This window comes from Pseudomonas sp. AFG_SD02_1510_Pfu_092 (assembly GCF_003331055.1).
GTDB lineage: Bacteria > Pseudomonadota > Gammaproteobacteria > Pseudomonadales > Pseudomonadaceae > Aquipseudomonas.
This window is the reverse complement of sequence record NZ_PUQD01000014.1, coordinates 52,853-73,798: the sequence shown is the minus strand read 5'-3', so window position 1 is coordinate 73,798 and position 20,946 is coordinate 52,853. Positions and strand designations below refer to the sequence as shown.

Sequence of the window (20,946 nt, the reverse complement as noted above, 5' to 3'; positions counted from 1 at the left end):
CGTACTCAGTGGCAGGGGAAGGCAGCGCTGTGGCGGGTGTCGTGGGCGGCGTTGTGCACGGCCTCGATGTGCGAGAAACCGGCGAAGTACACCAGGCACAGGCCGAGCAGGCTGGCGCCGACAGCGATGACGATACGCTGGCTGAGGGTGACGGGGGTGGCAAGGCTGTGTGGCTTGGCGCTGGTGACGGGCATGACGCGTTCCTCTGCTTTTTTGTGGGCAACGGGCAAGCGCGGCAGCCCCGAGCAGGGTCGCCCAGGGGGATGCAACAGCGCCCGCCCACCGCGGGGTGTTCATGAACGCCAGGCCGGTCTCCGGGCTTGCGAGGAGGAGCCGGGCTCCTGGAAAGCGTCACCTTCCCATGCCGGTTGACCGGGCACAGTGGTACAGACGCTTCGCTCGCTTACCGTTGCGGGGGCAGCACCGGGTTTGTCCGGCCCTGGAGCAGGGCCTGTAACGCACCGGTTTCCCGTTTCACCCCCAGTGGGGGCACCTGAACGCGAGGCATAAGGAGAGCATGGGGCGGGGCTGCCGTCAATTGCCAGATGCGACGCGCTGCCTGGCGCCGGCGTTGCCGGCGTGCCTGGTCAGCCGCGGGCGAAGGCGGCCAGCTTGTCGCCATCCAGGCGGTAGCGCACCCACTCGTCCTGCGCCTCGGCCCCCAGCTTCTGATAGAAGCCGATTGCCGGCTCATTCCAGTCCAGTACGCTCCATTCCAGCCGCCCGCAATGGTTCGCCACCGCCTCGCGGGCAATGTGCCGCAGCAGTTGCCGGCCGGCGCCATCGCCGCGTTGTTCGGGGGTGACATACAGGTCTTCCAGATAAATGCCGTTGCGCCCGAGCCAGGTCGAGTAGCTGTAGAAGTACACGGCAAAGCCGATTGCCCGGCCATCACGCTCGCACATCAGGCTGTGCACGGTGCTGCCTTCGTCAAACAGGCTGTGCTCGATGTCGGCCACGCTCGCGATCACCTCGTGACGGGCGCGCTCGTACTCGGCCAATTCGGTGATGAAGGCCAGAATCTGCTCGGCATCGGCGCGTACGGCGGGGCGGATGGTGAGGCTCATGGGTGACGGCTTCCTTGATCAGCGGTGATTGGTACAGTGATGTGTATCTGTGTAATTTTGCAAGACTGTATCGGTCGCAGAGGCGGGCGACTCCGTTAGTGTGACAGCACTCATAACGAAAGTGGAAATGCCTGCCATGCTTGCCTCTGCCGACCTGCTGACCGCCTTCGTGCTGTTTGCCTTCGTATCGTCCATCACGCCCGGCCCCAACAACACCATGCTGCTGGCCTCGGGGGTGAATTTCGGTGTGCGTCGCTCGATCCCGCACGCCATGGGCATCAGCGTCGGTTTCATGGTGATGGTGCTGGCCGTCGGCCTGGGCCTGGGCGAGGTGTTCAAAGCGTGGCCGGCGCTGTACACGGTGCTGCGCTACACCGGCGCCGCCTACCTGTTGTACCTGGCCTGGAAGATCGCCACCTCCGGGCCGGTTGGCACAGCCTCGTCCAGTGCGCGCAAACCGCTGGGCTTCTGGGGCGCAGCGGCATTCCAGTGGGTCAACCCCAAGGCCTGGGTCATGGCGGTGGGGGCCATCACCACCTACACGCCCGCGCAAGGCTATGTGACCAATGTGATCGTGATCGCCGCCTTGTTCGCCCTGGTCAACCTGCCCAGCGTGGGCGTGTGGGTGATGTTCGGCAGCGCCTTGCGCAACCTGTTGCAAAACCCCCGCTGGCTGATGCTGTTCAATGTCCTGATGGCCTTGTTGCTGGTGATTTCCCTGTATCCGCTGCTGTTTGTAGAATCGGCGTTTTCCTGACCCCGCGAGTACAGCAAGCCGATGCAGTTGATCCCCTGGTCCCACGAAAGCGCCGAAGGTTTCACCCTGCGTGGCTGGCGAACCCCGGCCAGCGGCAAGCCGCTGCTGCATTTTCTGCATGGCAACGGCTTCTGCTGCCTGGCCTACCAGCCATTGCTGATGCGCCTGGGCGAGCATTTCGACCTGTGGCTGAGCGATGTCCAGGGCCACGGCGACAGTGACCACGGCGGCGTGTTCCGCGGCTGGAACCGTACCGCTGCGCTGGCCGTGGACGCTTTCGCAGCCGGGCGCGGCGAGTATGGCGAGGTGCCGCGCTATGCCGTGGGGCACAGCTTCGGTGGTGTGCTCACCGGCCTGATCCTGGCCAGTGAGCCGCACCTGTTCAGCCGTGCGGTGCTGCTTGACCCGGTGCTGTTCAGCCGGCGCATGCTCGGCGTGATGGGGGCTGCGGCCCTGGTCGGCTTGCACCAGCGGCACGCCCTGGCGCGCAAGGCGGCCAGCCGTCGCAGCCACTGGCCCGACCGCGAGGCAGCCCTGGCTTCGTTGCAGGGGCGGGGGATCTTCAAGGGCTGGACCGACGCGGCGCTGCAGGCCTACGTCGAGCATGCCATCGGCGACTGTGGCGAAGCGGTGGTGCTCAAATGCCGGCCCAGCCGCGAAGTGGAAATCTTCAGTTCCTTCCCCAAACGCATGTGGGCGAGCCTGGCAGCGATCCGCACCCCCACGCGCGTGTTGTATGGCGAGCACACCTACCCCTTCGTGCCGCATTCGGTGAACCGCCTGGCAACGCTCAACCGCAACGTGACCGCGCAGCAGGTTGCCGGCGGGCACTGCTTCATGCAGGAGCATCCGCAAAGCTGTGCCGAACTGGTGCAGGCCTTCCTGCTGCAGGGCGTTGCAGGGTAGTTTTTCCCGCGGCGGGCATTCGCTACGTCACGCCTGTGGATTGTCCTTTAAATGAGACGATCAATGCCATTTTCGCCAACTATTGCCTGATTGGTATCACTGGTAAGGTTATCTCAACCAAGAGAGGAGCCTTCTCATGAAAACGATTCTGGGTATTCACCGCAGCCCTCACGCCCATTGGGTGGGGGACGGTTTCCCGGTGCGCAGCCTGTTCACCTACGACAACCTGGCCAGCAAGGTCAGCCCGTTCCTGCTGCTGGACTATGCCGGCCCTCATGACTTCACGCCGACCACTGCGCGGCGTGGCGTGGGGCAGCATCCGCACCGTGGTTTCGAGACCGTGACCATCGTCTACCAGGGCGAACTGGAGCACCGTGACTCCACCGGCGCGGGCGGCTTGATCGGCCCGGGTGATGTGCAGTGGATGACCGCTGCCAACGGCATCATCCACGAAGAGTTCCATTCCCCAGGCTTTGCCCGCAGTGGCGGTACGCTGGAGATGGTGCAGCTGTGGGTCAACCTGCCGGCGCGGGACAAGCGTGCAGCGGCCGGTTACCAGACCCTGCTGGCCGGGGATATCCCGGTCGTCGCGCTGGAGGGCGAGGGCGGCAGCCTGCGGGTGATTGCCGGTGACTATCGCGGGCATGCCGGGCCAGCGCGAACCTTTACCGCCATGGATGTCTGGGACCTGCGCGTGAATGCCGGTGCCACCTTGCAGTTGCCGGTGGCTGCCGGGCGCAATGCGGCGCTGGTGGTACTGCGCGGCAACGTGCGGATCAACGGCGAGCGCGAAGCCGGCCCATCCAGCCTGGTGCTGTTCGACCAGGGCGGTGCGGATATCGCTGTCGAAGCCCTGGAAGGGGCCAGCGTGCTGCTGCTCAGCGGTGAGCCGATCAACGAGCCGATCGTCGGTTACGGCCCTTTCGTGATGAACAGCCAGGCGGAGATCGCCGAGTCGTTCGACGACTTCCACGCCGGCCGGTTCGGGCAGATGCAGGATGCGCAGGACGGCGCGGCACATTGAGCGTGACTCATCGAGTGGTTTGGTGAGGGACCGCTCGTCGTCAAGTCTGCCATCGCGCTCGAACGCCCGGACCATGCTGGCAATCTTCCACTAAGGTGCTAGAGGATTCTCTGCATGATCATTGCCCCGGCCCATGGATGCCTGCCCGGGCATGCGCAATATCAATTGGCGCCTCGCCCGATAACGGCGTACTCACACAACAGGCCATCCCAAAGAGAGGGTCGTACCATGTCGTTGATAGGAGTTTCGTTGCTAGAAATGCGGCAGATGATCGAGCAGGCCTGCCTGCCCGACCGTTGTGAAGTCAGCTGCCCGGACGGCGCCAACCTGACCATCCGCCTGGGTCAGGGCCAGAGTCTCGATGAGGGCGTGACCCTGAGCGGGGTCTCGCTGCAAAGCCTCAACAGTTGCCGTGACCTGGTCAACCTGGTCGGGCAGCTGCACGCGCTGCGTGACAGCCAACCGGCGCCACTCAAGGCCATCGCCTGAGTGCGCCCGCCGCGTCCCGGTCAGCCCAGGCTGGCCGGGCGCACATATTCTGGCATCAGGCCGTTGAACCAGAACAGGATCATCGCCACCAGGATGGTCACCAGCAGCAACAACCCCACCCCCCACACGCAGGTCGCGAACAGCATCGCCTGTTCCTTCTTCAGCCGCAGGAAGGTCTGCAACCCGCCATACAGCAACACACTGGCATACGCCGAGGCGGCCAGCAGCGCCACCACAGCCAGCCAGCGGATCGGCAGCAAGCCGACCACCCCGGCAAAGAACCACGGCGTGGCGCAGTAGGCGGCAAAGCCGATGCACTGGTTGAGGCTGGGCTGCGCGTCGAAACCGCGTGACATCCAGCGGATCATCACGCCCATCAGCATCACCCCGGCGACGACGGTGGCGTACAGCAAGCCTGCCAGTTGCGCGGCACTGCCCAGGCTCAGGCGCACCCGCTCCTCGGCGGCCAGGCTCCAGCCAAACGTGGTGGTACCGATGAACAGGCACACGGCGGGGATCAGGGCCAAGGCCAGCAGGCGCGGCAGGTATTGCTGCGGGTGGTCTTCCTCGGCGCGGCGGATGTCCAGCCAGGCGTCGGCGGGGTGGGTGAATAGCTTGAGCAGCGGACTGTTCATGGCGTTCTCCGGCAGACGGGGTCCTTTTGCTATGGAGAGGTGCCGCGCCCGGCGGGTTCAGCCGGGTTGGCCGCCGTTGATCGGTTACTGCAGCTCCAGCAGCAGGTTCAGGCCGCCATCGCCACACTTGCCCTGGTCACGCACCACGCCGTGATAGCTGCGCCCGTCCCAGACGAAGGCCACGCTGTGGGCACGGTCTACCTTGTCGGGTAGCGGCGGGCAGATGTGCAGGCGCAAGCCGGGGCGGCCTTGCAGGTTGAGGGCGGCGATCTGGCACTGGCATTCCACGCTCTGCGCGACCGGGCCGAACAAGGTGTCACGTACGTAATCGAGTTGCAGGGAGGCGTTGGGGGCGCGGCAGGGCATTTTCATGGGCGCGCTGCTCCGGTGTGAAGGCTGAGGGCAAACAACAGGTAGGGCATGGCGGGGCTCCAGGCTGAACAGGGCGTGGCCACTCTTTTGAAGCTTGCCCGGCGCGGATGTTCAAATTGTTTCATGCACGTTCATCCGCTGGCGCCGACCCTGGCTCCGGTTCAGCCGCCGGCCTTGCGCAGGGTCAGGTTGATCCGTCGTTCCCCCAGGCGCGGATGCACGCCGGGCTTGATGGGCAATACACCGTGGAAGCGCAAGCGGTCTTCGCCACCCCACACCAGCACATCGCCGTGGCTGAGCGGGATGCGTCGGGCCTTGTCGGCGCGTTGCAGGCCACCGAACAGGAACACCGCTGGCAAGCCCAGCGACAGCGACACGATCGGCTGGCCGAAGTCCTGCTCGTCGCGGTCCTGGTGCAGGCTCAGGCGGGTGCCGGGCAGGTAGTGGTTGATCAGGCAGGCATCCGGCACGAAACCGTCGAACCCGGCCATGGCAGCGGCGCGGGCGGCCAGGGCCAGCAACAGCGGGGGCAGGGCGGGCCAGGGCTTGCCGCTGAGGGGGTCATTGGGGCTGTAGCGGTAGCCGTGTTCATCACTGACCCAGCCCAGCGTGCCGCAGTTGGTCAGGCCTACCGCCATGCGCAGGCCGCCGGGGGTGTGCATGTGCCGGAACGGCGCGGCGCGCAGCACCGGGCGCAGGGCGTCGAGCAGTGGCTCGATTTCGCCCAGGGCGAAGCCGGGCAGCAGCACGGTGTGGCTGGCCAGGCGTTGCGGCTGGTGGCCGAACAGGTCGAGGTCGGACTGGATCATGGTTGGCTATCGGTTTGGGTGTGGACCATTGTAATGCGCTTGGCAGGCTTGGCCTATTCGCGGGCTTGCCGGCTCCCACGGGAGTAACAGGCCTTGAGGGCAGCGCGGCACCTGTGGGAGCGGGCGCGCCCGCGAACAGGCCGGAAAAAACATCTACAGGAAAAAAGGAACCGCAGCACCAGGGAGAGAAGCACCGCGGTCCAAAGGGGGAGCGATCTACTGCTGGGTCACAGTGGCCAGGTTGCCGCTGCCCAACTGGCTGATGGTGGCGGTTTGCGCGACCCCGCTCTGGTCGACGAAGGCCTTGTTGCCCTGGCCGCCCTGGGTCACATAGGCGACGTTGATGCTGTCGGTCTGCTTGATGGTGGCTTCGTTGCCGCCACCGTACAGCTGGTGGGTGTAGCTCTGGTTGCTGTAACCGGACTGGTCGAGGTTGATGACGTTGCCAGTGCCCTGGCTGTTGCCGTAGGCGTAGTTGTCGCTGCCACGCTGGTCGGCGATCAGCAGGTTGTCCGTGCCGTTCTGTTCGAAGTACAGCTCGTTGTTCGTCTCGGCCTGTTTGGTCTGCATCTGGTTGCCGGTGCCTTTCTGGCTCAGTGTGGCCAGCTGGTTGTCGCCGTTCTGGGTCAGGTTCACGCCGTTGCCGTTGCCGTTCTGGTTGATGGTAGCGTTCTGGTTGGTACCGAACTGGCCGCCCATCTTGGCGCCTTTCCAGTTGCTGGCGGTGATGCTGTTGCCGTTGCCTTTGGTGTTGATGGTCAGGTTGAGGTTTTCACCGTTCTGGTAGGTGAAGTGCAGGTTGTTGCTGCCGGTCTGGGTAATGGTGGTGATCGCGTTGCTGGTCTCGAACTGGTCGGACCAGCTGGCGTTGGCGGTGCCCTGTTGCGCCAGGCTGACGGTGTTGTCGGTGCCGAAGCTCTGGTCGATATAGCCCTCGTTCAGCTGCCCGGACTGGGTCACGGCGGCCTGGCTGCCGGTCTGGCTGTCCTGCCACACCTCGACCGAGTTGCCGCCGCCGTACTGGCCGATGCCGATGGTGCCGCCGTTGCCGTCCCGCTGGTCGCCATACGCCCAGTTGCCCTTGCCGTCCTGGTAGATCTGGATGTTGCCATCGAGGTGGCCCAGGTGCTCGGCAGCGGCATAGTTGTCCTGGCCGGTCTGGTTGACGGTGCTGCGGTTGTTGCTGCCGGAGAAGGTCTGCTCGATGAAGGCTTCGTTGCGCTGGCCCGACTGCCAGGTGGTGGCCTGGCTGCCTTGCTGGCTGTCCTGCCACACGGTCGAGGTATTGCCGCTGCCTTGCTGGGTCTGCAGCGCTTGGTTGCCCTGGCCCAGCGACTGGCTGGCGAAGGCATCGTTGTAGCTGCCTGCGGCGTGCTGGGTAATCTGGCTGGCATTCTCGAACAGCTGCTCGGCGTAGCCGGCGTTGTACTGGCCGTTGGCGCTCTCCTGGATGTCGCTGGTGCTCTCGGCCTGCACGGCCAGGTGATTGTTGCCCTTGCCGGTCTGGGTCTGGCTGGCCGAGGCGAAGGGTGCCAGGGCCTGGCTGACTTCGGCGATGTTTTCCTGGCCGTTCTGGGTCTGCGACGAACTGCTGTCAGCAGCCATGGCCTGGCCTGCAAGGGCCAGGACGATAGCGGCGCTTAACGGAGCGAGCTTGTACATGGTGGTGCCTCCAGGTCTATCGGTATTGGGTGATCTGCACATGCTGGCCATTGCCGGCCTGGGTCACGGAGCTGTTCAGCCCTGTGCCGGCCTGCACGATGCTGGCGCTGTTGTCGTTGCCGATCTGCTCGATGGCCGCACGGTTGCCGCTGCCGCTCTGGCGGATCGACGCGCTGTTGCCGTAGCCCTGCTGGCTGATGACGGCCATCAGGTCGCTGCCTTCCTGCAGGATGTACGCTTCCTGCGCGCCTCCGGCCTGAACGATACGGCCGAGCAGGGCCTGGCCGTTCTGGTCGAGGGCGGCGCGGTTGCCCGCGCCTTGCTGCTCGATCAGCGCCGCCTGCCCGGCAGCGGCCGGCAGCAGGCGGATGATCAGCGGTTCGCCGAGGTCATTGCCGGGCGCGAGGTCGGCATTGTCGAGCAAGTCCTCGGCCCAACTGGCCTGGCCCGTCAGGGCCAGGCCGAGCAGCAGGGGGTACAGGCGTTTCATGGCAACCTCCGGCCGTCACTGCACGACGACGTTGACCGTGCGGGTAGTGCCCTGGCTGGTGGTGATCGTCGCCGTCGGTGCCGCCGTCGGGATGATCGTGGTGCTGTTGCTGACCGCCAGGCGCCAGCGGCCGGTGAGCGCTACCGTGGCAGTGCCGAGGGTTTGCACGCCGGTGGTGGTGGTCACCCGCACGGTGACGGTGTTGCCAGTGGTCACCGACGAGGTGCCGCTGAGGTCCCAGTTGTAGCGATTGTTGGAGCGCGCCGTGACCGTGGCTGCGGTGACCGCGAAGGTCTCTGCCGCGGGTTTTGGCGACACGTTGACGGTGACGGTGGCGGCGTTGGACAGCGCCCCCAGCGAGTCACGCACCTGGTAGGTGAAGCTGGTGGTGAACGGCGCCGGTATCGTCGCCGGCGGGGTGTAGGTCACCGTCGTGCCGTCGCTGCTGACGCTGCCGCGGCCGGTAGCCGGCTGAGTCAACGCGGTGGCGACGACGCTCAGCGGCAGGTTGCCCTCCGGATCGGTGTCGTTGGCCAGCACGTTGATGGTCAACGGTACGCCCAGGGTGGCAACGGTTTCCGGGTTGGCGGTAGGGGCGCGGTTGGGCGCGACGTTGATGGTCACCGTGGCCGGGGTCGATTTCAGGCCCTTGGCATCCACCGCCCGGTAGCTGAAGCTGGCCACCAGCGGTTGCGTGGCCCCGGCTGGCGGGGTGTAGGTCACCGAGGTGGTCCCGTTCATTACCACCCCGCCAAGGCCGGTACCCGGTTGGGTCAGGTCGCTGATGGTCAGCGGCACATTGGCGTCCGGGTCGCTGTCGTTCTGCAGCAGGTTGAGGGTGATCGGGATGCCGACGCTGGTGCTGGCGACATCGGCCTGGGCCAGCGGTGGCTGGTTGGCCGCCTCGACCGGCGCATTGCCGACCACCACCACCGGTTCGACATCGCTGCCGCCACGCGCCGACTTGACCGTGACGCTCGCTGGTGGCTGCGGCAGGTCGTTGACGGTCAGGCTCTGCAAGGTACCCGCCTTGGACAGGCGACCGTAACCCTGGGCGAGCAGGTCAGGGATCGCCACCTCGTCACTGGAGCTGGCTTCGATCAGCAGGCGCTTGTTGGCCCAGTCGTAGCGTGCGGTGTTGACCTTGACCACGTCGGTGAGCTTGCTCGACAGCGCAGTCGGCCGGGTGCCGCCGAGCTCGTTGCTGGCGGTGACCACCACCACCGGCGGCGGTGGCTCCTGGCTGAACTGCTGATGGAAGAACAGCCCGTTGTTGTCGGCGGCGAGGGTGTACTGGCAGGGCGAAGGCGGGGTACCGACCAGGGCGATGCCATTGCGCATGCACAGGCTGGCGGCGCTGGGGGCCTTGGCGAACACTTCCGTACGGGTGCCGCTGGCGTTGCGCGAATAGGTGGCGCGCTCGAGGCTGACCGGGGTCTGCGCGCGTGGGTCGAGGACCTTGCCGGACACCGCGAAGGCATTGGTCTGGAGGGTGCCTGCCGGGCCTTCGATGCGCACGAAGTTGGTGTTGAACGGGCTGCCGGTCACCGCTTCGGTGATGTTCGGGTCGCCGATGTAGGTTTCGCTGGCGCCGGTATCGGGGTTGACCTCGGTGTACGGCCCGCCAACCCCTTTCAGCCAAGGGCCGATCGCGCCGGCCAGTGCCCCACGGAAGTTGCCGGGTGCGCCAATGCCGATGTCCCGGGTGATGTTGATCGCCCGGCGGCCCGCCGTGGTGACGTTGACCGTCTCCACCCCGTACGGGTGGGTGATGGTGTAGGTACCGGTACGCGGCACCGAAGCGCGAATACGGATGCGGGCGAAGCTTTGCTGGTCGCCATCGACCGGGTTTTCGGCGGCGAAGGCGGCTTCCACCCCGGCCACATACACTTCCAGTTCGTAACCGCTGTTGCCCACCTGCGGTATCGAGGTTTCGGCCAGGAACCAGAACATCTCGGGCGGCCAGTTGTCCGGGAACACCAGCGGCAAGGCATCGTCGTAGATGCCGGGCTCGGGCAGCAAGGTGCACATGTAGGCCGGTGCCCCCGGCGCGCCGGGCGCCCGCGTACTGGTGGCACGCGACTGGCACAGCTCCAGCGACTGCTCGAGGCTGTCCTTGTACCACATCGGGTAGCCACCTGTGGCGAAGGTGTAGGGCCCCGGGTCGACATCGGACAGCGCGGCGAAGGCGGCGCTGGTAACGCTAAGGGAGAAACCTGCGGCCAACAGCGCACGGCGCGACCAAGTGTTCATGCTGCCTCCTTGAAGGCTGAGCCTTTGTCTGTTCATGGCACCAGCACCACGTCTTCGCTGTCGCTACCGCCATTGGCACTGGTGACCTGCACCTTGGCCGGCGGGATGGGCGACAGGCTGGTGCTCAAGGTCTTCACGGCGCCGTTGCCGCTGAGGTTGCCGATCAGCGTGCCGTTGCCGGTACGCGCGGTGAGCACGGGCGGTGTGGTTTCGTCGCTGCTGCTGGCCACCAGGGTCAGTTCGCCGGTGGACAGGCGGTACTGCGCCTGGGTGATGGTGACCAGGTCGGTCAGCGCCACGTTGGTGCTGGTCAGGCTGCTGCTGGGTATCGCCACGCTGTTGTCGGCGCTCAGCGTCAGCACCGTCCCGGCGGCCGGGTCGAGCACCGACTGGCCGTACCAGGCGCCCGTGCCGTTGGCTTCGCTGAGGTTCAGGTTCGGGGTCTGGCTGGTCAGGGTGACGCTGGCCGGTGGCGGCGGGGCCATGACGAAGATGTCCTGCTGGGCGCGCAGGTCGCCGTTCTCTGTATGCCGCGAGTAGGTGCTGCGTTGCGGCATCAGCGGGGTTGCCAGCGCCACCTCGGACAGCTTGCCCGAGACCGCGAACAGCTCGGTGCGCAGGTCCAGGCCACCGGGGCCTTCGATGCGTACGAAGTTGGTGTTGAACGGGCTGCCGGTGACCCGTTCTTCCAGGTTCGGGTCGCCGATGAAACGCTCGCTGCCTTCGGTGTAAGGGCCGTTGACGCTGCGCAGGAACGGCCCGACATCGCCTTTGAGGGCACCGCTGAAGTCGCCGGCGCCGGCAATGCCGATGTCGCGGGTCATGTTGATCGCCCGGCGCCCGCCTGCCGGTACGTCGAACACTTCGACGCCGTAGGGGTGGGTGATGACGTAGGTGCCGGCGCTGGGCACATCGACGCGGATACGCACCCGGGCAAAGCTGACCTGGTCACCGTCGACCGGCTCATCGGCGGCGAATGCCGCTTCGACCGCCGCGCCGTAGCCCAGGTCGATGCCGCGCGCGGCGTCGACGATGGCGGCGTCGGCGGTGAACCAGAACGCTTCGTCAGGGAAGTTGCCGGGGAAGACGATGGGTTGGGTATCGTCGAACACGCCGGGCGTGGGCAGCAGCGTGCACATGTACGACGGCGCGCCGGGGGCGCCAGCGACGCGTGAACTGACGGCCTTGGTCAGGCACAGGTCGAGGGTGCGGCCGTGGCTGTCCTGGTACCAGGCGGGGAAGCCGCCGTTGGCGGGGACATAGGCGCCGGGGTCGACAGCATTCAAGGCAGCCTGTGCCGGAAGCTGGAGCATACCGGCGAGTATCGCCAGTGCCAGCGGGTGAGGTATCGGTCGGTGCATGAGTCTGTTCCTCCTGCAAACGGGCCCATGGGTTTGGGCGTCTGGCAGGAGATCGGCAATAGCTGTGCCAAAGCCGGAAAAACCAGCTGCAGGCCTTGTGTAACAAGGGATCCACTTCGCCGTCAGGGCGTTTTCAGGGGCTCGATCGGTGGGCCGCGGTCCCCCAGTATTGGGGGGCGGTTGGCGTGTTACGCCCGTATTCACCAACTGCCAGGCGCACGCCGATCATGTGGGAGCGGGCGCGCCCGCGAAGCAGGCGACGCGGTGAATGGCACCGGCTTCGCCGGTGTTCGCGGGCGCGCCCGCTCCCACAGTGACCAGCATTGCGCTAGCGGCGCGCCCCCGGCGTCAGTGCGATTCCGAGCGCTGCGCCGCTGCGGGCGCAGCGTTGGCCACCGGCTCCAGCGGCGGGTGCTCCTGCGCGGCGTGCATCAGGTCTTCGGTCACCCGCAGCTCGGCACCGGTCGGCGAAAAGGTGGTCGAGGCGGTGAACGGCGCCGGGTGCTCCGCCGCCGGGCGCTTGCCACGGCGCCAGATGAAGAAGCACACCATGCCCAGGTTGACCACGGCAAAGGCCCAGAACAGCCCGGCCTCGCCAAATTCGGTCATCATCGGCGACATCGCCAGCGGTGCCATCGCCGAGCCCAGCGAGTTGATCAGCAGCAGGCCCTGGATCATCGGCACCAGCGCATCGGACGGCGCGCGGTCGGCCGCATGGCTGACCGCCACCGGGTACAGGGTGAACACCCCACCGCCAAGCAGGAACAGCATGGCCGGCAGCAGCACCGAGTCCGACGGCAGGAACACCGTCACCAGCGACAGCACCACGCACAACGCGGCCAGGGCGATCAGCACATCCTGGCGGTCCTTGCGGTCGGACCAACGCCCGACCGGGTACTGCAGCAGCATGGCGCCCAGAATCACCCAGGCCATCATGTTGCCGACTTCACCCACATCCAGGCCGATGCGCTGCAGGTACAGCGGCAACAGCGCATAGATACCGGCAATCGCCACACCGGAACCGAAGCAGCCGACCAGCCCCGACGGTGCCACGCCGAGCAACTGCCGCGGCTTGAGCGGCTCGACCTGGTCGAGCAGCGGCGACACCCGTGGCAGGATGACGATGGGCAGTACCGACAGCGCGGCGAGCACACCGGCCAGCATGAACGGCGCGGTGTCGCCCATGTGGGTGATTTCGCCGAGGCCGGCCTGGGCGATGACCCCGGCGCCGTAGAAGGCGATCATGTACAGCGCCAGCAGGCGGCCGCGGATCTTGGCGTCGCCGGCCAGCAGCAGCCAGCTTTCGATCACCAGGAACACGCCCACCGCCGCCCAGCCGTTGATCAGGCGCAGCACCGACCACCAGGTGACGTCGTAGAACAGGCCCTGCAGCAGGATGGTCACGGCGATCAGCGAGGCAAAGCTGGTGTAGGCGCGGATGTGCCCGATGCGCAGGATCAACCGGTCGTTGAAGATGGCGCCGAGGGTGAGGCCGATGAAGTAGGTCGAGGAGACGACACCGATGGTGGTGGCCGACTCGCCGGCAGCGCCGAGGCGCAAGGTGGTAAGGGAAGACATGAAGCCGTTGCCCAGGGCAATGATGAACAGCCCGAGCAGGGGCGCCAGCGCCATGGCCAGCAAACGCGGAGACATAGGTACCTCTGGTTGGATGAGCAGAACAAGCGCCTTTTCGAACGCGCACACCGGCTCGGCCCGAAAACGGGGCCGAGTGGTTGCACGGATGTGCCTGGGCTGGATGCGACCTGGGCAAGACTCAACCGCTGGGCCCTGTGGGAGTGGGCCTGGCGGGGAGGGTTGAGCCTATTTCACATGTGCGGTCATGTGTTCAGGCACGGACTCTGTCATTGCTGCCGGTTGCCACCGTTCAAGGCGACGGGCGAAAAGGAAGCGCGATTCTACGGGCTTGAGCGGTTTTGCCCAAGGGGCTTGGGTGTGCGACGAGACGCCGCAGTCTGCGCGCGACATGAACCTGTCCGTGGCAGACAAACCGGCCCCGCTGTTACTGCTCGAGCAATTGCCAGCCCTGGCGGGTCAGCACCATCTCGCGGGTGTCCTTGAGCGGCCTGTCGTGGCTGGCCAGGGCCTCGCCCAGCTCGGCAACGTTGGCCTTGACCTGTTCATCGGCAGCCCAGGCCGGCAACCCGGTGACTTTGTAGGCGTAGGTCACCTTCGAGCGCTTCTGCCCGTTGGCCTCGCTCGGCTTGCTGAACTGCTCGATGGCGGTCACCTGGGCCTTGCCGAAGCACAGGCCTTGTTGCGCCTTGTAGTACTTGCGGCCTTCGTCGGTGAGGTCGTAGGCGTAGTAGATATCCGTGCGCGCCGGCGACCACAGCCGCGCAGGCACTTCGGTGCGCGAGATTTCCTTCTCGCTGACCACACCCACCTGGGCCAGGGCATGCAAGGCCTTGTTGGTGCCGTGCACATCGAAGTCGCGGGTTCTGGTGGGGAATGAACTGATGACGAAGCAGTGCGGGTACTGGGTGTCGAGGTAGGCCTGGGCGGCCTTGTGAAAACTGGCCTCGGGGGCATCCTGGCGCTCGGAGCAACCGCCCAGGGTTGCCAGCAGCGCCAGCGGCACGATCTTCCTGTACATGGTGGAACTTCCTTGGAAATGGATCGTGCGCGATTAGAACCCACGGGTTAGAGCGGCGCAATCGTGGCACGACGGCATCTTGGCTGTGCGGTCGCCAAGGGAACTGGATTCGCAGGCGATCCGCCTATCCTGTGGGAGCGGGCAAGCCCGCGAAGCAGACGACGCGGTGGATGGCACCGGCTGCGCCGGTGTTCGCGGCCATGGCCGCTCCCACAGGCACAGCGTGAGCCCGAGGCCTGCGCGGGTTCCTGTGGAAGCGGGCAAGCCCGCGAAGCAGACGACGCGGTGGATAGCACCGGCTGCGCCGGTGTTCGCGGCCACGGCCGCTCCCACAGGCACAGCGTCAGCCCGAGGTCTGCGTGGATCCCTGTGGGAGCGGGTTCACCCGCGAAGCAGGCGACGCGGTGAATGGTTATCTGCAGGTCCGTGAGCGCTGCCTTGCCCGCGCCAGGTCGGTACGCGCGACATCACGGTTCGCGACGGGTATCGATACTCACCACCACCGACATCCCCGGGCGCAGTTGCCGGGCTTGTGGCTGGCCGGCATCCACGGTGATGCGCACCGGTATGCGCTGGGCGATCTTGACGAAATTGCCAGTGGCATTGTCGGCCTGCAGCAAGGCGAACTCGGAGCCGGTGGCGGGTGAAATCTGTTGCACGTGCCCGTGCAGCTTCAAATGGTTCAGCGCATCCACGGTAAAGCTTGCCGGCTGGCCGATGCGCACATTGGCCATCTGGGTTTCCTTCATGTTGGCGATCACCCAGAGGGTATCGGGTACCAGTGCCATCAGCTGCGCGCCGGAATTCACATAAGCCCCCAGGCGCGTGCCGATCTGCCCCAGCTGGCCATCACGCGGGGCGGTGACGCGGGTGTTGTCGAGGTCGATGCGCGCCAGTTCCACGGCGGCCTTGGCGTTTTCCACCGCAGCTTCCAGCGCGGCGCGGTTGACCACCACGGTTTCCCGGTCCTGGCGGGCAATCTCCAGCGCCGCTTTGGCCTGAGCCAGGCTGGCCACCGCCGCGGCGTGGCTGGCCCGGGCCAGGTCCAGGTCGCGGCGCGACACCGAGCCGTCGCCAACCAGCAACTGGTTGCGCGCCAAATCGGCCTTGGCCTTGGCGGCTTGGGCGGCGGCATCGTCGATGGCCGCCCGGCGCTGGGCAATGCCCGCCTCGGCACTGTTGCGCTGCTGCAGGTTGTTGGCCAGCGCCGCCTGTTGCTGTTGCAGCTGGGCGATGGCCTGCGCCAGGCGTTGCCGGTAGATGCGGTCGTCCAGTTGCACCAGCAGGTCGCCGGCCTTGACGAACTGGAAATCATGCACGGGCACATCAACGACATAGCCGCTCAGCTGCGGCCCGATGATGGTCACCTGGCCGCGCACCAGGGCGTTCTCGGTGCTTTCGATGGCGCTGCTGAAGGGCGGCAGGCGCCAGGCATACAGCACCAGCAGGATGCCGGCCAGGGCCACGCCGGCGAAGCTGATCGACGAGAGGATGCGCACCCGCCGCGAACGGGCCGGGCTGCTCGGTTCGCTGGGCGGCGTGGCGCCTTCCGGGGTTTCGGCGATGGCGGTGGTGGTGCTGCTGCGGGTGTCGTCGGTCATCGGGTGGGCGCGCCGGGGGTGGAGTCGGAAGAGCCGGCCTGGCGTTTGCTGTGCCAGAGCCAGGTGCTACGGATGCAGATCCAGATCATGGTCAGAATAGCGATGCTGCCGATCAGCGCGAACACATCGTTGTAGGCCATGATGTTGGCTTCGCGCGTGGCGGCACTGGCCAGCAGGCGCATACCGGCCTCGCTGCGCAGCGCCGGGTCGGCGATGATCGCGCCGTAGCCGGCGCCGCCGCTTTGCACGCGCGCCGTGACCAGGGGTTCCAGGTAGCTGATGCGGTCCATCAGGTGGCTGGAGTGAAATTTCTCCCGCCAGGTCTGGAAGGTGCCCAGCAGCGCCGCGCCAAGCAGGCCGCCGAGGTTGTTGCAGATGCCGAACAGCACCGAGAAGCTCACCAGGTTGCGCGGGTTGGCGCGCACATGGCTGATGCCCAGGGCCATGGACGGGCCGAGGAAGAAGGTACTGCCGAACGCCAGCAGGAACTGGCTGAGGTACATCTGCGCGGGGCGGGTGAGGTTGCTCGAGCTGCTGTCCATGAACGCCCCGGTGGCCATCGCCAGCAACGCGATGAGCAGCGGCATCACCAGGTGGCCGGGGTTGATGGTGAGGGCGCTGCTGGCCAGGCCGGCCACCGCGCCCAGCAGCATGACCGCATACAGCGTGCGCATCTGCTCGCTGCCCAGGTTCAGCGCCTGCAGAAAACCGACCGCACCGGTGGACTGCTCCGAGGTGACCATGCGGATCAGCACCACGCACAAGGCCAGGCGGATGATCGCCCCACTGCCGAGCCAGCGGGTCATCAGCAACGGGTTCTGGCGGTTGTGCTCGATCGCCAGGCCGGTGAGGATCAGGCCGATCGAGGCGGCCAGGGCCACGCCGATCCATGGCGCCTCCAGCCACCAGTCGATGCGCCCGAGCGAGAGCACCGCGCAGAGCAGGGCGGTGCCGCTGGCCATCAGCGAGAAGGTGAGAAAGTCCAGCGGTTCGAAGGTCTTGAAGCGGTCACCGGGCGGCAGCTTGAGCAGCAGCACGCAACCCAGCGCGGCCAACGCCAGGCCCAGTTCGAACAGGTACAGCCCGCGCCACTCGGCGATCTGCAGCAGGTCTTCGGAAAAGATCCGCGCCAGCGGCAATGCCAGCTGCGAGGCGCCGAGCCCCAGCACCATCGCTTTCAGCCGCCATTTTGCCGGAAACGCCTGGATCATGTAGTACAGCCCCAGCGAGCTGAGTGCGGCGCCGACCATGCCGTGCGCCGCACGCACGGCGATGGCCGAGTTGAGGTCGTTGACCAGCAGGTGGGCGAAGGTAACCAGGGCATACAGCACCAGGAACACCTCGGTGAAGGCGCGCAGGCCGAACTGCTGGCGAAACTTCACCAGCAACAGGTTGATCGACACATTGGTCATGACATAGGCGGCTGGCAGCCAGGCCATTTCCGCCGTGGTCGCGCCCAGCGCGCCTTGCAGGAAAACCAGGTTGGCGGTGACCAGCGCGTTGCCCAGGCCGCCGGTAATGGCCACCAGCAGGCCGACCGCGCCGTAGGCCAGGCGCTTGGCCGGGGTGTGCAGCGGCGTCGAGGGCGAGCCTGGCAGGCTGGGCTTTTCGTGGGGCAGCCACTGGCGCGGGGCGTATTTGTCCATGGCGCTACAAAGCTTTGGCCAGGAACGGCGCAGTGCGGCTTTCAGCGCACCCAGCCACCGCCTGCGGCGTGCCGCTGACTACCACCCGGCCCCCGGCATCGCCGGCGCCCGGCCCGATGTCGATGACCCAGTCGCACTGCGCGACCACGCGCATGTCATGCTCGACCACCACCACACTGTGCCCGGCATCGACCAGGCGGTTGAGTTGCAGCAGCAGCCGGTCGATGTCCTGCGGGTGCAGGCCGTTGGTAGGCTCGTCCAGCACGTACAACGTCGCGCCACGGGCCAGGCGCTGCAGCTCGGTGGCCAGCTTGATGCGCTGCGCCTCGCCACCGGACAGCTCGGTGGCCGGCTGGCCCAGGCGCAGGTAGCCCAGGCCGATGTCCTGCAGCACCTGCAGGCAGCGCCGCACGGCGGGCTGTTCGGCGAACACCGCCAGGGCCTGGTCGACGGTCAGTTGCAACACCTGGGCGATGTTCATGCCTTGCCAGTGCACCGCCAGGGTCTGCGGGTTGTAACGCGCGCCATGGCAGGTCGGGCAGGGGGCATAGACGCTGGGCATGAACAGCAGCTCGACGCTGACGAAGCCTTCGCCCTCGCAATGTTCACAGCGGCCCTTGGCCACGTTGAAGGAAAAGCGTCCGGCATCGAAGCCTTGGGCCTTGGCCTGTTCAGTGGCGGCGAACAGCTTGCGCACGTGATCGAACAGGCCGGTGTAGGTGGCCAGGTTGGAGCGCGGCGTGCGGCCGATCGGCTTCTGGTCCACCTGGACCAGCCGTTTGATGCTGCCAAGGCCCGCACTCACATGCCCGCTACTGGCCTGCTCGGGTTCGTCTTCCAGGCTTTGTTCTTCGGGCTCGCTGCGCGGTTCGGCATGGCCCAGGTGGGCCCCGACCAGTTCCAGCAGGGCCTGGCTGACCAGGCTCGACTTGCCCGAGCCGGAAATACCGGTAACGGCGGTAAAACAGCCCAGCGGGAATTCGGCACTGAGGTCGTGCAGGTTGTTGCGGGTTATGCCTTCGAGCTTCAGCCAGCCCTGCGCCGGGCGCACTGTGCGGGCGGCCTGGACCGCGCTGCTGAACAGGTAGGCCCGGGTGCATGACGGCTCGACCTTGGCCAGGCCGGCGGGCGGGCCGCTGTACAGAATGGTGCCGCCATGCTCGCCGGCGGCCGGCCCGACATCGACCAGCCAGTCGGCGCGGCGCATGGTGTCGAGGTCGTGCTCGACCACATACACCGAGTTGCCGGCATCCTTCAGCCGCTGCAAGGCGGCGAACAGGGCCTCGCTGTCGGCCGGGTGCAGCCCGGCCGAGGGCTCGTCGAGCACGTAGACGACGCCGAACAGCTGCGAATTCAGCTGGGTGGCCAGGCGCAGGCGTTGCAGCTCGCCGGAGGACAGGGTCGGCGTGCTGCGCTCCAGGGCCAGGTAGCCCAGGCCAAGGTCGAGCAGGGTGTCGATGCGTTCGAGCAGTTCATGGGCGATGCGTTGCGCAGCCAGGCGCTTTTCCAGGGTCAGCTCATCCTGCTGCTGGGCCAGGTAACCGGCTGCCGCCACCTTGCGCAACACCTCGGCCAGCGCCTGCAGCGGCAGGTGTGACAGCTCGGCGATGTCCAGGCCGGCGAAGGTCACGCCCAGCGCCTCGCGTTTCAGGCGCTTGCCCTGGCACAGCGGGCAGGGGCTGGGGTGCATGAAGCGGGCCACGCGCTTGCGCATCTGCGCGCTTTGCGAATGCATGAAGGTATGCAGCACGTAACGCCGGGCACCCATGAAAGTGCCCTGGTAGCTGGGCTCCAGCTTGCGCTTGAGGGCGGCGCGGGTCTGCGCCGGGGTCAGCCCGGCATACACCGGCGCGGTGGGGGTTTCTTCGGTGAACAGGATCCAGTCGCGCTGCGCCTGGGGCAGGTCGCGCCAGGGGATGTCGACGTCATAGCCCAGCGTTACCAGGATATCGCGCAGGTTTTGCCCCTGCCAGGCCTGCGGCCACGCCGCCACCGCGCGTTCGCGGATGGTCAGTGACGGGTCGGGGACCAGGGTCGCTTCGGTCACCTCGTACACCCGGCCCATGCCGTGGCATTGCGGGCAGGCCCCTTGCGGCGTGTTCGGCGAAAAGTCCTCGGCATACAGCATCGCCTGCCCGGCCGGGTAACGGCCGGCGCGCGAGTAGAGCATGCGGATCGAGCTGGACAAGGTGGTCACGCTGCCCACCGAAGACCGTGCGCTCGGCGTGCCGCGTTGCTGTTGCAGGGCCACCGCCGGTGGCAGGCCTTCGATGGCATCTACATCGGGCACACCGACCTGGTCGATCAGGCGCCGGGCATACGGCGCCACCGACTCGAAGTAGCGGCGCTGGGCTTCGGCGTACAGGGTGGAAAACGCCAGCGAGGACTTGCCCGAACCGGATACGCCGGTAAACACCACCAGCGCATCGCGGGGGATATCGACATCGATGTTCTTGAGGTTGTGCTCACGTGCGCCACGGACGCGGATGAAACCGGTGGGGGGCGTTTGGCGTGGGGGCATGGGGCGGTCCTTGGCTGGGGAAGGGTGAAGGTAGCAATCCATCAGGGGGCGTCGGCAAGGGTAAGGCCGGGGCCGTTCATTGCCTGGCGCCGATCAGGGCCCACAGCGCCGGGTCATTGAAGTCTTCGATTTCCAGCCCGGCCCCGGCCGCGCGCAACCGCGCCGGCGTCTGCGTGGTCGCCACACCCACGGTGAAAATCCCCGCGCCATGGGCCGCAGTCACCCCCGGCAGCGAGTCCTCGAAGGCCAGCGCCTGCGCGGCCTCGGCACCCAGGCGCTGCAACCCGGTCAGGTACGGCAGCGGGTCCGGCTTGGGCCGTGCCAGCTCGTCGGCCACCAGCACATGCTCGAAACGCTGGCCCAGGCCCATGGCGTTCAGCATGTGCTCGGCGTTCAGCCGCGGCGCGTTGGTCACCACGCACACACCGAGTGCGTGGGCCTGGGCATGCTCCAGCAGGTGCAACAGGCCCGGCAGCGGTTCCAGGCAGGGTGACAGGCTGCGGAACAGCGCTTCCTTGCGCTCAGCCAGGGCCTGGCGCTGTTCGGCACTGGCGCCGGCAAACAGCTCGGCGAACAACTCGCCATTGGCGCGGCCGCTGACCTGGGCTTCGAACTGCGCCTGGCTCAGTTCGCGGCCATCATGCTCGCGCAGCAGTTGGCGAAACGCCTGCAAGTGCAGAGTGTCGGTGTCGGTGAGAGTTCCATCGAGGTCGAACAACAGGGCAGTCAGCATCGGGTA

Annotated in this window: 19 protein-coding genes and 1 riboswitch; of the genes, 4 read left to right on the top strand and 15 right to left on the bottom strand. The window is 66.7% G+C overall.

What is annotated here, in order from left to right:
* Window positions 1-5: 5 nt before the first annotated feature.
* Both C6A77_RS09200 and C6A77_RS09195 read right to left on the bottom strand, forming a co-directional pair.
* Window positions 6-194, bottom strand: coding sequence for a CbtB domain-containing protein (locus C6A77_RS09200; RefSeq protein ID WP_016486728.1), 189 nt, complete (start codon window positions 192-194; stop codon window positions 6-8).
* 93 nt (window positions 195-287) lie between these two features.
* Window positions 288-512, bottom strand: a riboswitch (cobalamin riboswitch).
* A gap of 75 nt (window positions 513-587) precedes the next feature.
* Window positions 588-1,067 (bottom strand): GNAT family N-acetyltransferase, encoded by a 480-nt coding sequence (locus C6A77_RS09195; protein ID WP_114169177.1) that lies wholly within the window; start codon window positions 1,065-1,067, stop codon window positions 588-590.
* A 127-nt stretch (window positions 1,068-1,194) separates the two neighbouring features.
* On the opposite strand from C6A77_RS09195, the gene C6A77_RS09190 reads away from it, so the two are divergent.
* From C6A77_RS09190 to C6A77_RS09175, 4 genes are all read left to right on the top strand, one after another.
* Window positions 1,195-1,824, top strand: a complete 630-nt coding sequence (locus C6A77_RS09190) for a LysE family translocator (RefSeq protein WP_178082382.1) — start codon at window positions 1,195-1,197, stop codon at window positions 1,822-1,824.
* Between the two features lie 21 nt (window positions 1,825-1,845).
* On the top strand, window positions 1,846-2,730 hold the full coding sequence (locus C6A77_RS09185; RefSeq protein ID WP_114169176.1) for an alpha/beta hydrolase: 885 nt from the start codon (window positions 1,846-1,848) through the stop codon (window positions 2,728-2,730).
* A gap of 136 nt (window positions 2,731-2,866) precedes the next feature.
* Window positions 2,867-3,754 (top strand): pirin family protein, encoded by an 888-nt coding sequence (locus C6A77_RS09180; protein WP_114169175.1) that lies wholly within the window; start codon window positions 2,867-2,869, stop codon window positions 3,752-3,754.
* Window positions 3,755-3,982: 228 nt separating this feature from the next.
* Window positions 3,983-4,243, top strand: coding sequence for a DUF1652 domain-containing protein (locus C6A77_RS09175; RefSeq protein ID WP_114169174.1), 261 nt, complete (start codon window positions 3,983-3,985; stop codon window positions 4,241-4,243).
* A 20-nt stretch (window positions 4,244-4,263) separates the two neighbouring features.
* Here the strand turns inward: C6A77_RS09175 and C6A77_RS09170 are convergent, their stop codons facing one another.
* The 13 genes from C6A77_RS09170 to C6A77_RS09110 form a co-directional block, all read right to left on the bottom strand.
* Window positions 4,264-4,878, bottom strand: a complete 615-nt coding sequence (locus C6A77_RS09170) for a Yip1 family protein (protein ID WP_114169173.1) — start codon at window positions 4,876-4,878, stop codon at window positions 4,264-4,266.
* Between the two features lie 84 nt (window positions 4,879-4,962).
* A complete protein-coding gene (locus tag C6A77_RS09165) occupies window positions 4,963-5,250 on the bottom strand; it encodes a hypothetical protein (protein WP_114169172.1) in 288 nt (95 codons plus the stop codon).
* A gap of 161 nt (window positions 5,251-5,411) precedes the next feature.
* Window positions 5,412-6,059, bottom strand: coding sequence for a DNA oxidative demethylase AlkB (gene alkB / locus C6A77_RS09160; RefSeq protein WP_114169171.1), 648 nt, complete (start codon window positions 6,057-6,059; stop codon window positions 5,412-5,414).
* Window positions 6,060-6,275: 216 nt separating this feature from the next.
* Entirely contained in the window at window positions 6,276-7,721 is a 1,446-nt protein-coding gene (locus C6A77_RS09155; protein WP_114169170.1) for a curlin, read from the bottom strand.
* Between the two features lie 16 nt (window positions 7,722-7,737).
* Window positions 7,738-8,211, bottom strand: a complete 474-nt coding sequence (locus tag C6A77_RS09150; protein ID WP_114169169.1) for a curlin — start codon at window positions 8,209-8,211, stop codon at window positions 7,738-7,740.
* A gap of 15 nt (window positions 8,212-8,226) precedes the next feature.
* Complete coding sequence (locus C6A77_RS09145; RefSeq protein WP_114169168.1) at window positions 8,227-10,464, bottom strand: Ig-like domain-containing protein; 2,238 nt, start codon at window positions 10,462-10,464, stop codon at window positions 8,227-8,229.
* 32 nt (window positions 10,465-10,496) lie between these two features.
* Complete coding sequence (locus tag C6A77_RS09140; protein WP_114169167.1) at window positions 10,497-11,825, bottom strand: hypothetical protein; 1,329 nt, start codon at window positions 11,823-11,825, stop codon at window positions 10,497-10,499.
* Between the two features lie 348 nt (window positions 11,826-12,173).
* Complete coding sequence (locus C6A77_RS09135; RefSeq protein ID WP_114169166.1) at window positions 12,174-13,478, bottom strand: MFS transporter; 1,305 nt, start codon at window positions 13,476-13,478, stop codon at window positions 12,174-12,176.
* A 367-nt stretch (window positions 13,479-13,845) separates the two neighbouring features.
* Window positions 13,846-14,439, bottom strand: coding sequence for a hypothetical protein (locus C6A77_RS09130; protein WP_114169165.1), 594 nt, complete (start codon window positions 14,437-14,439; stop codon window positions 13,846-13,848).
* Between the two features lie 467 nt (window positions 14,440-14,906).
* A complete protein-coding gene (locus C6A77_RS09125; RefSeq protein WP_114169164.1) occupies window positions 14,907-16,040 on the bottom strand; it encodes an HlyD family secretion protein in 1,134 nt (377 codons plus the stop codon).
* Window positions 16,037-17,686 carry an MFS transporter gene (locus C6A77_RS09120; RefSeq protein WP_114169163.1) on the bottom strand — a complete coding sequence of 550 codons (1,650 nt, stop codon included), beginning with the start codon at window positions 17,684-17,686 and terminating at the stop codon, window positions 16,037-16,039. The genes C6A77_RS09125 and C6A77_RS09120 overlap by 4 nt, the downstream gene beginning before the upstream one ends.
* A 4-nt stretch (window positions 17,687-17,690) precedes the next feature.
* Window positions 17,691-20,207 (bottom strand): excinuclease ABC subunit UvrA, encoded by a 2,517-nt coding sequence (locus tag C6A77_RS09115; RefSeq protein ID WP_114169162.1) that lies wholly within the window; start codon window positions 20,205-20,207, stop codon window positions 17,691-17,693.
* A gap of 76 nt (window positions 20,208-20,283) precedes the next feature.
* Entirely contained in the window at window positions 20,284-20,940 is a 657-nt protein-coding gene (locus C6A77_RS09110; RefSeq protein ID WP_114169161.1) for an HAD family phosphatase, read from the bottom strand.
* Between the last annotated feature and the right edge of the window lie 6 nt (window positions 20,941-20,946).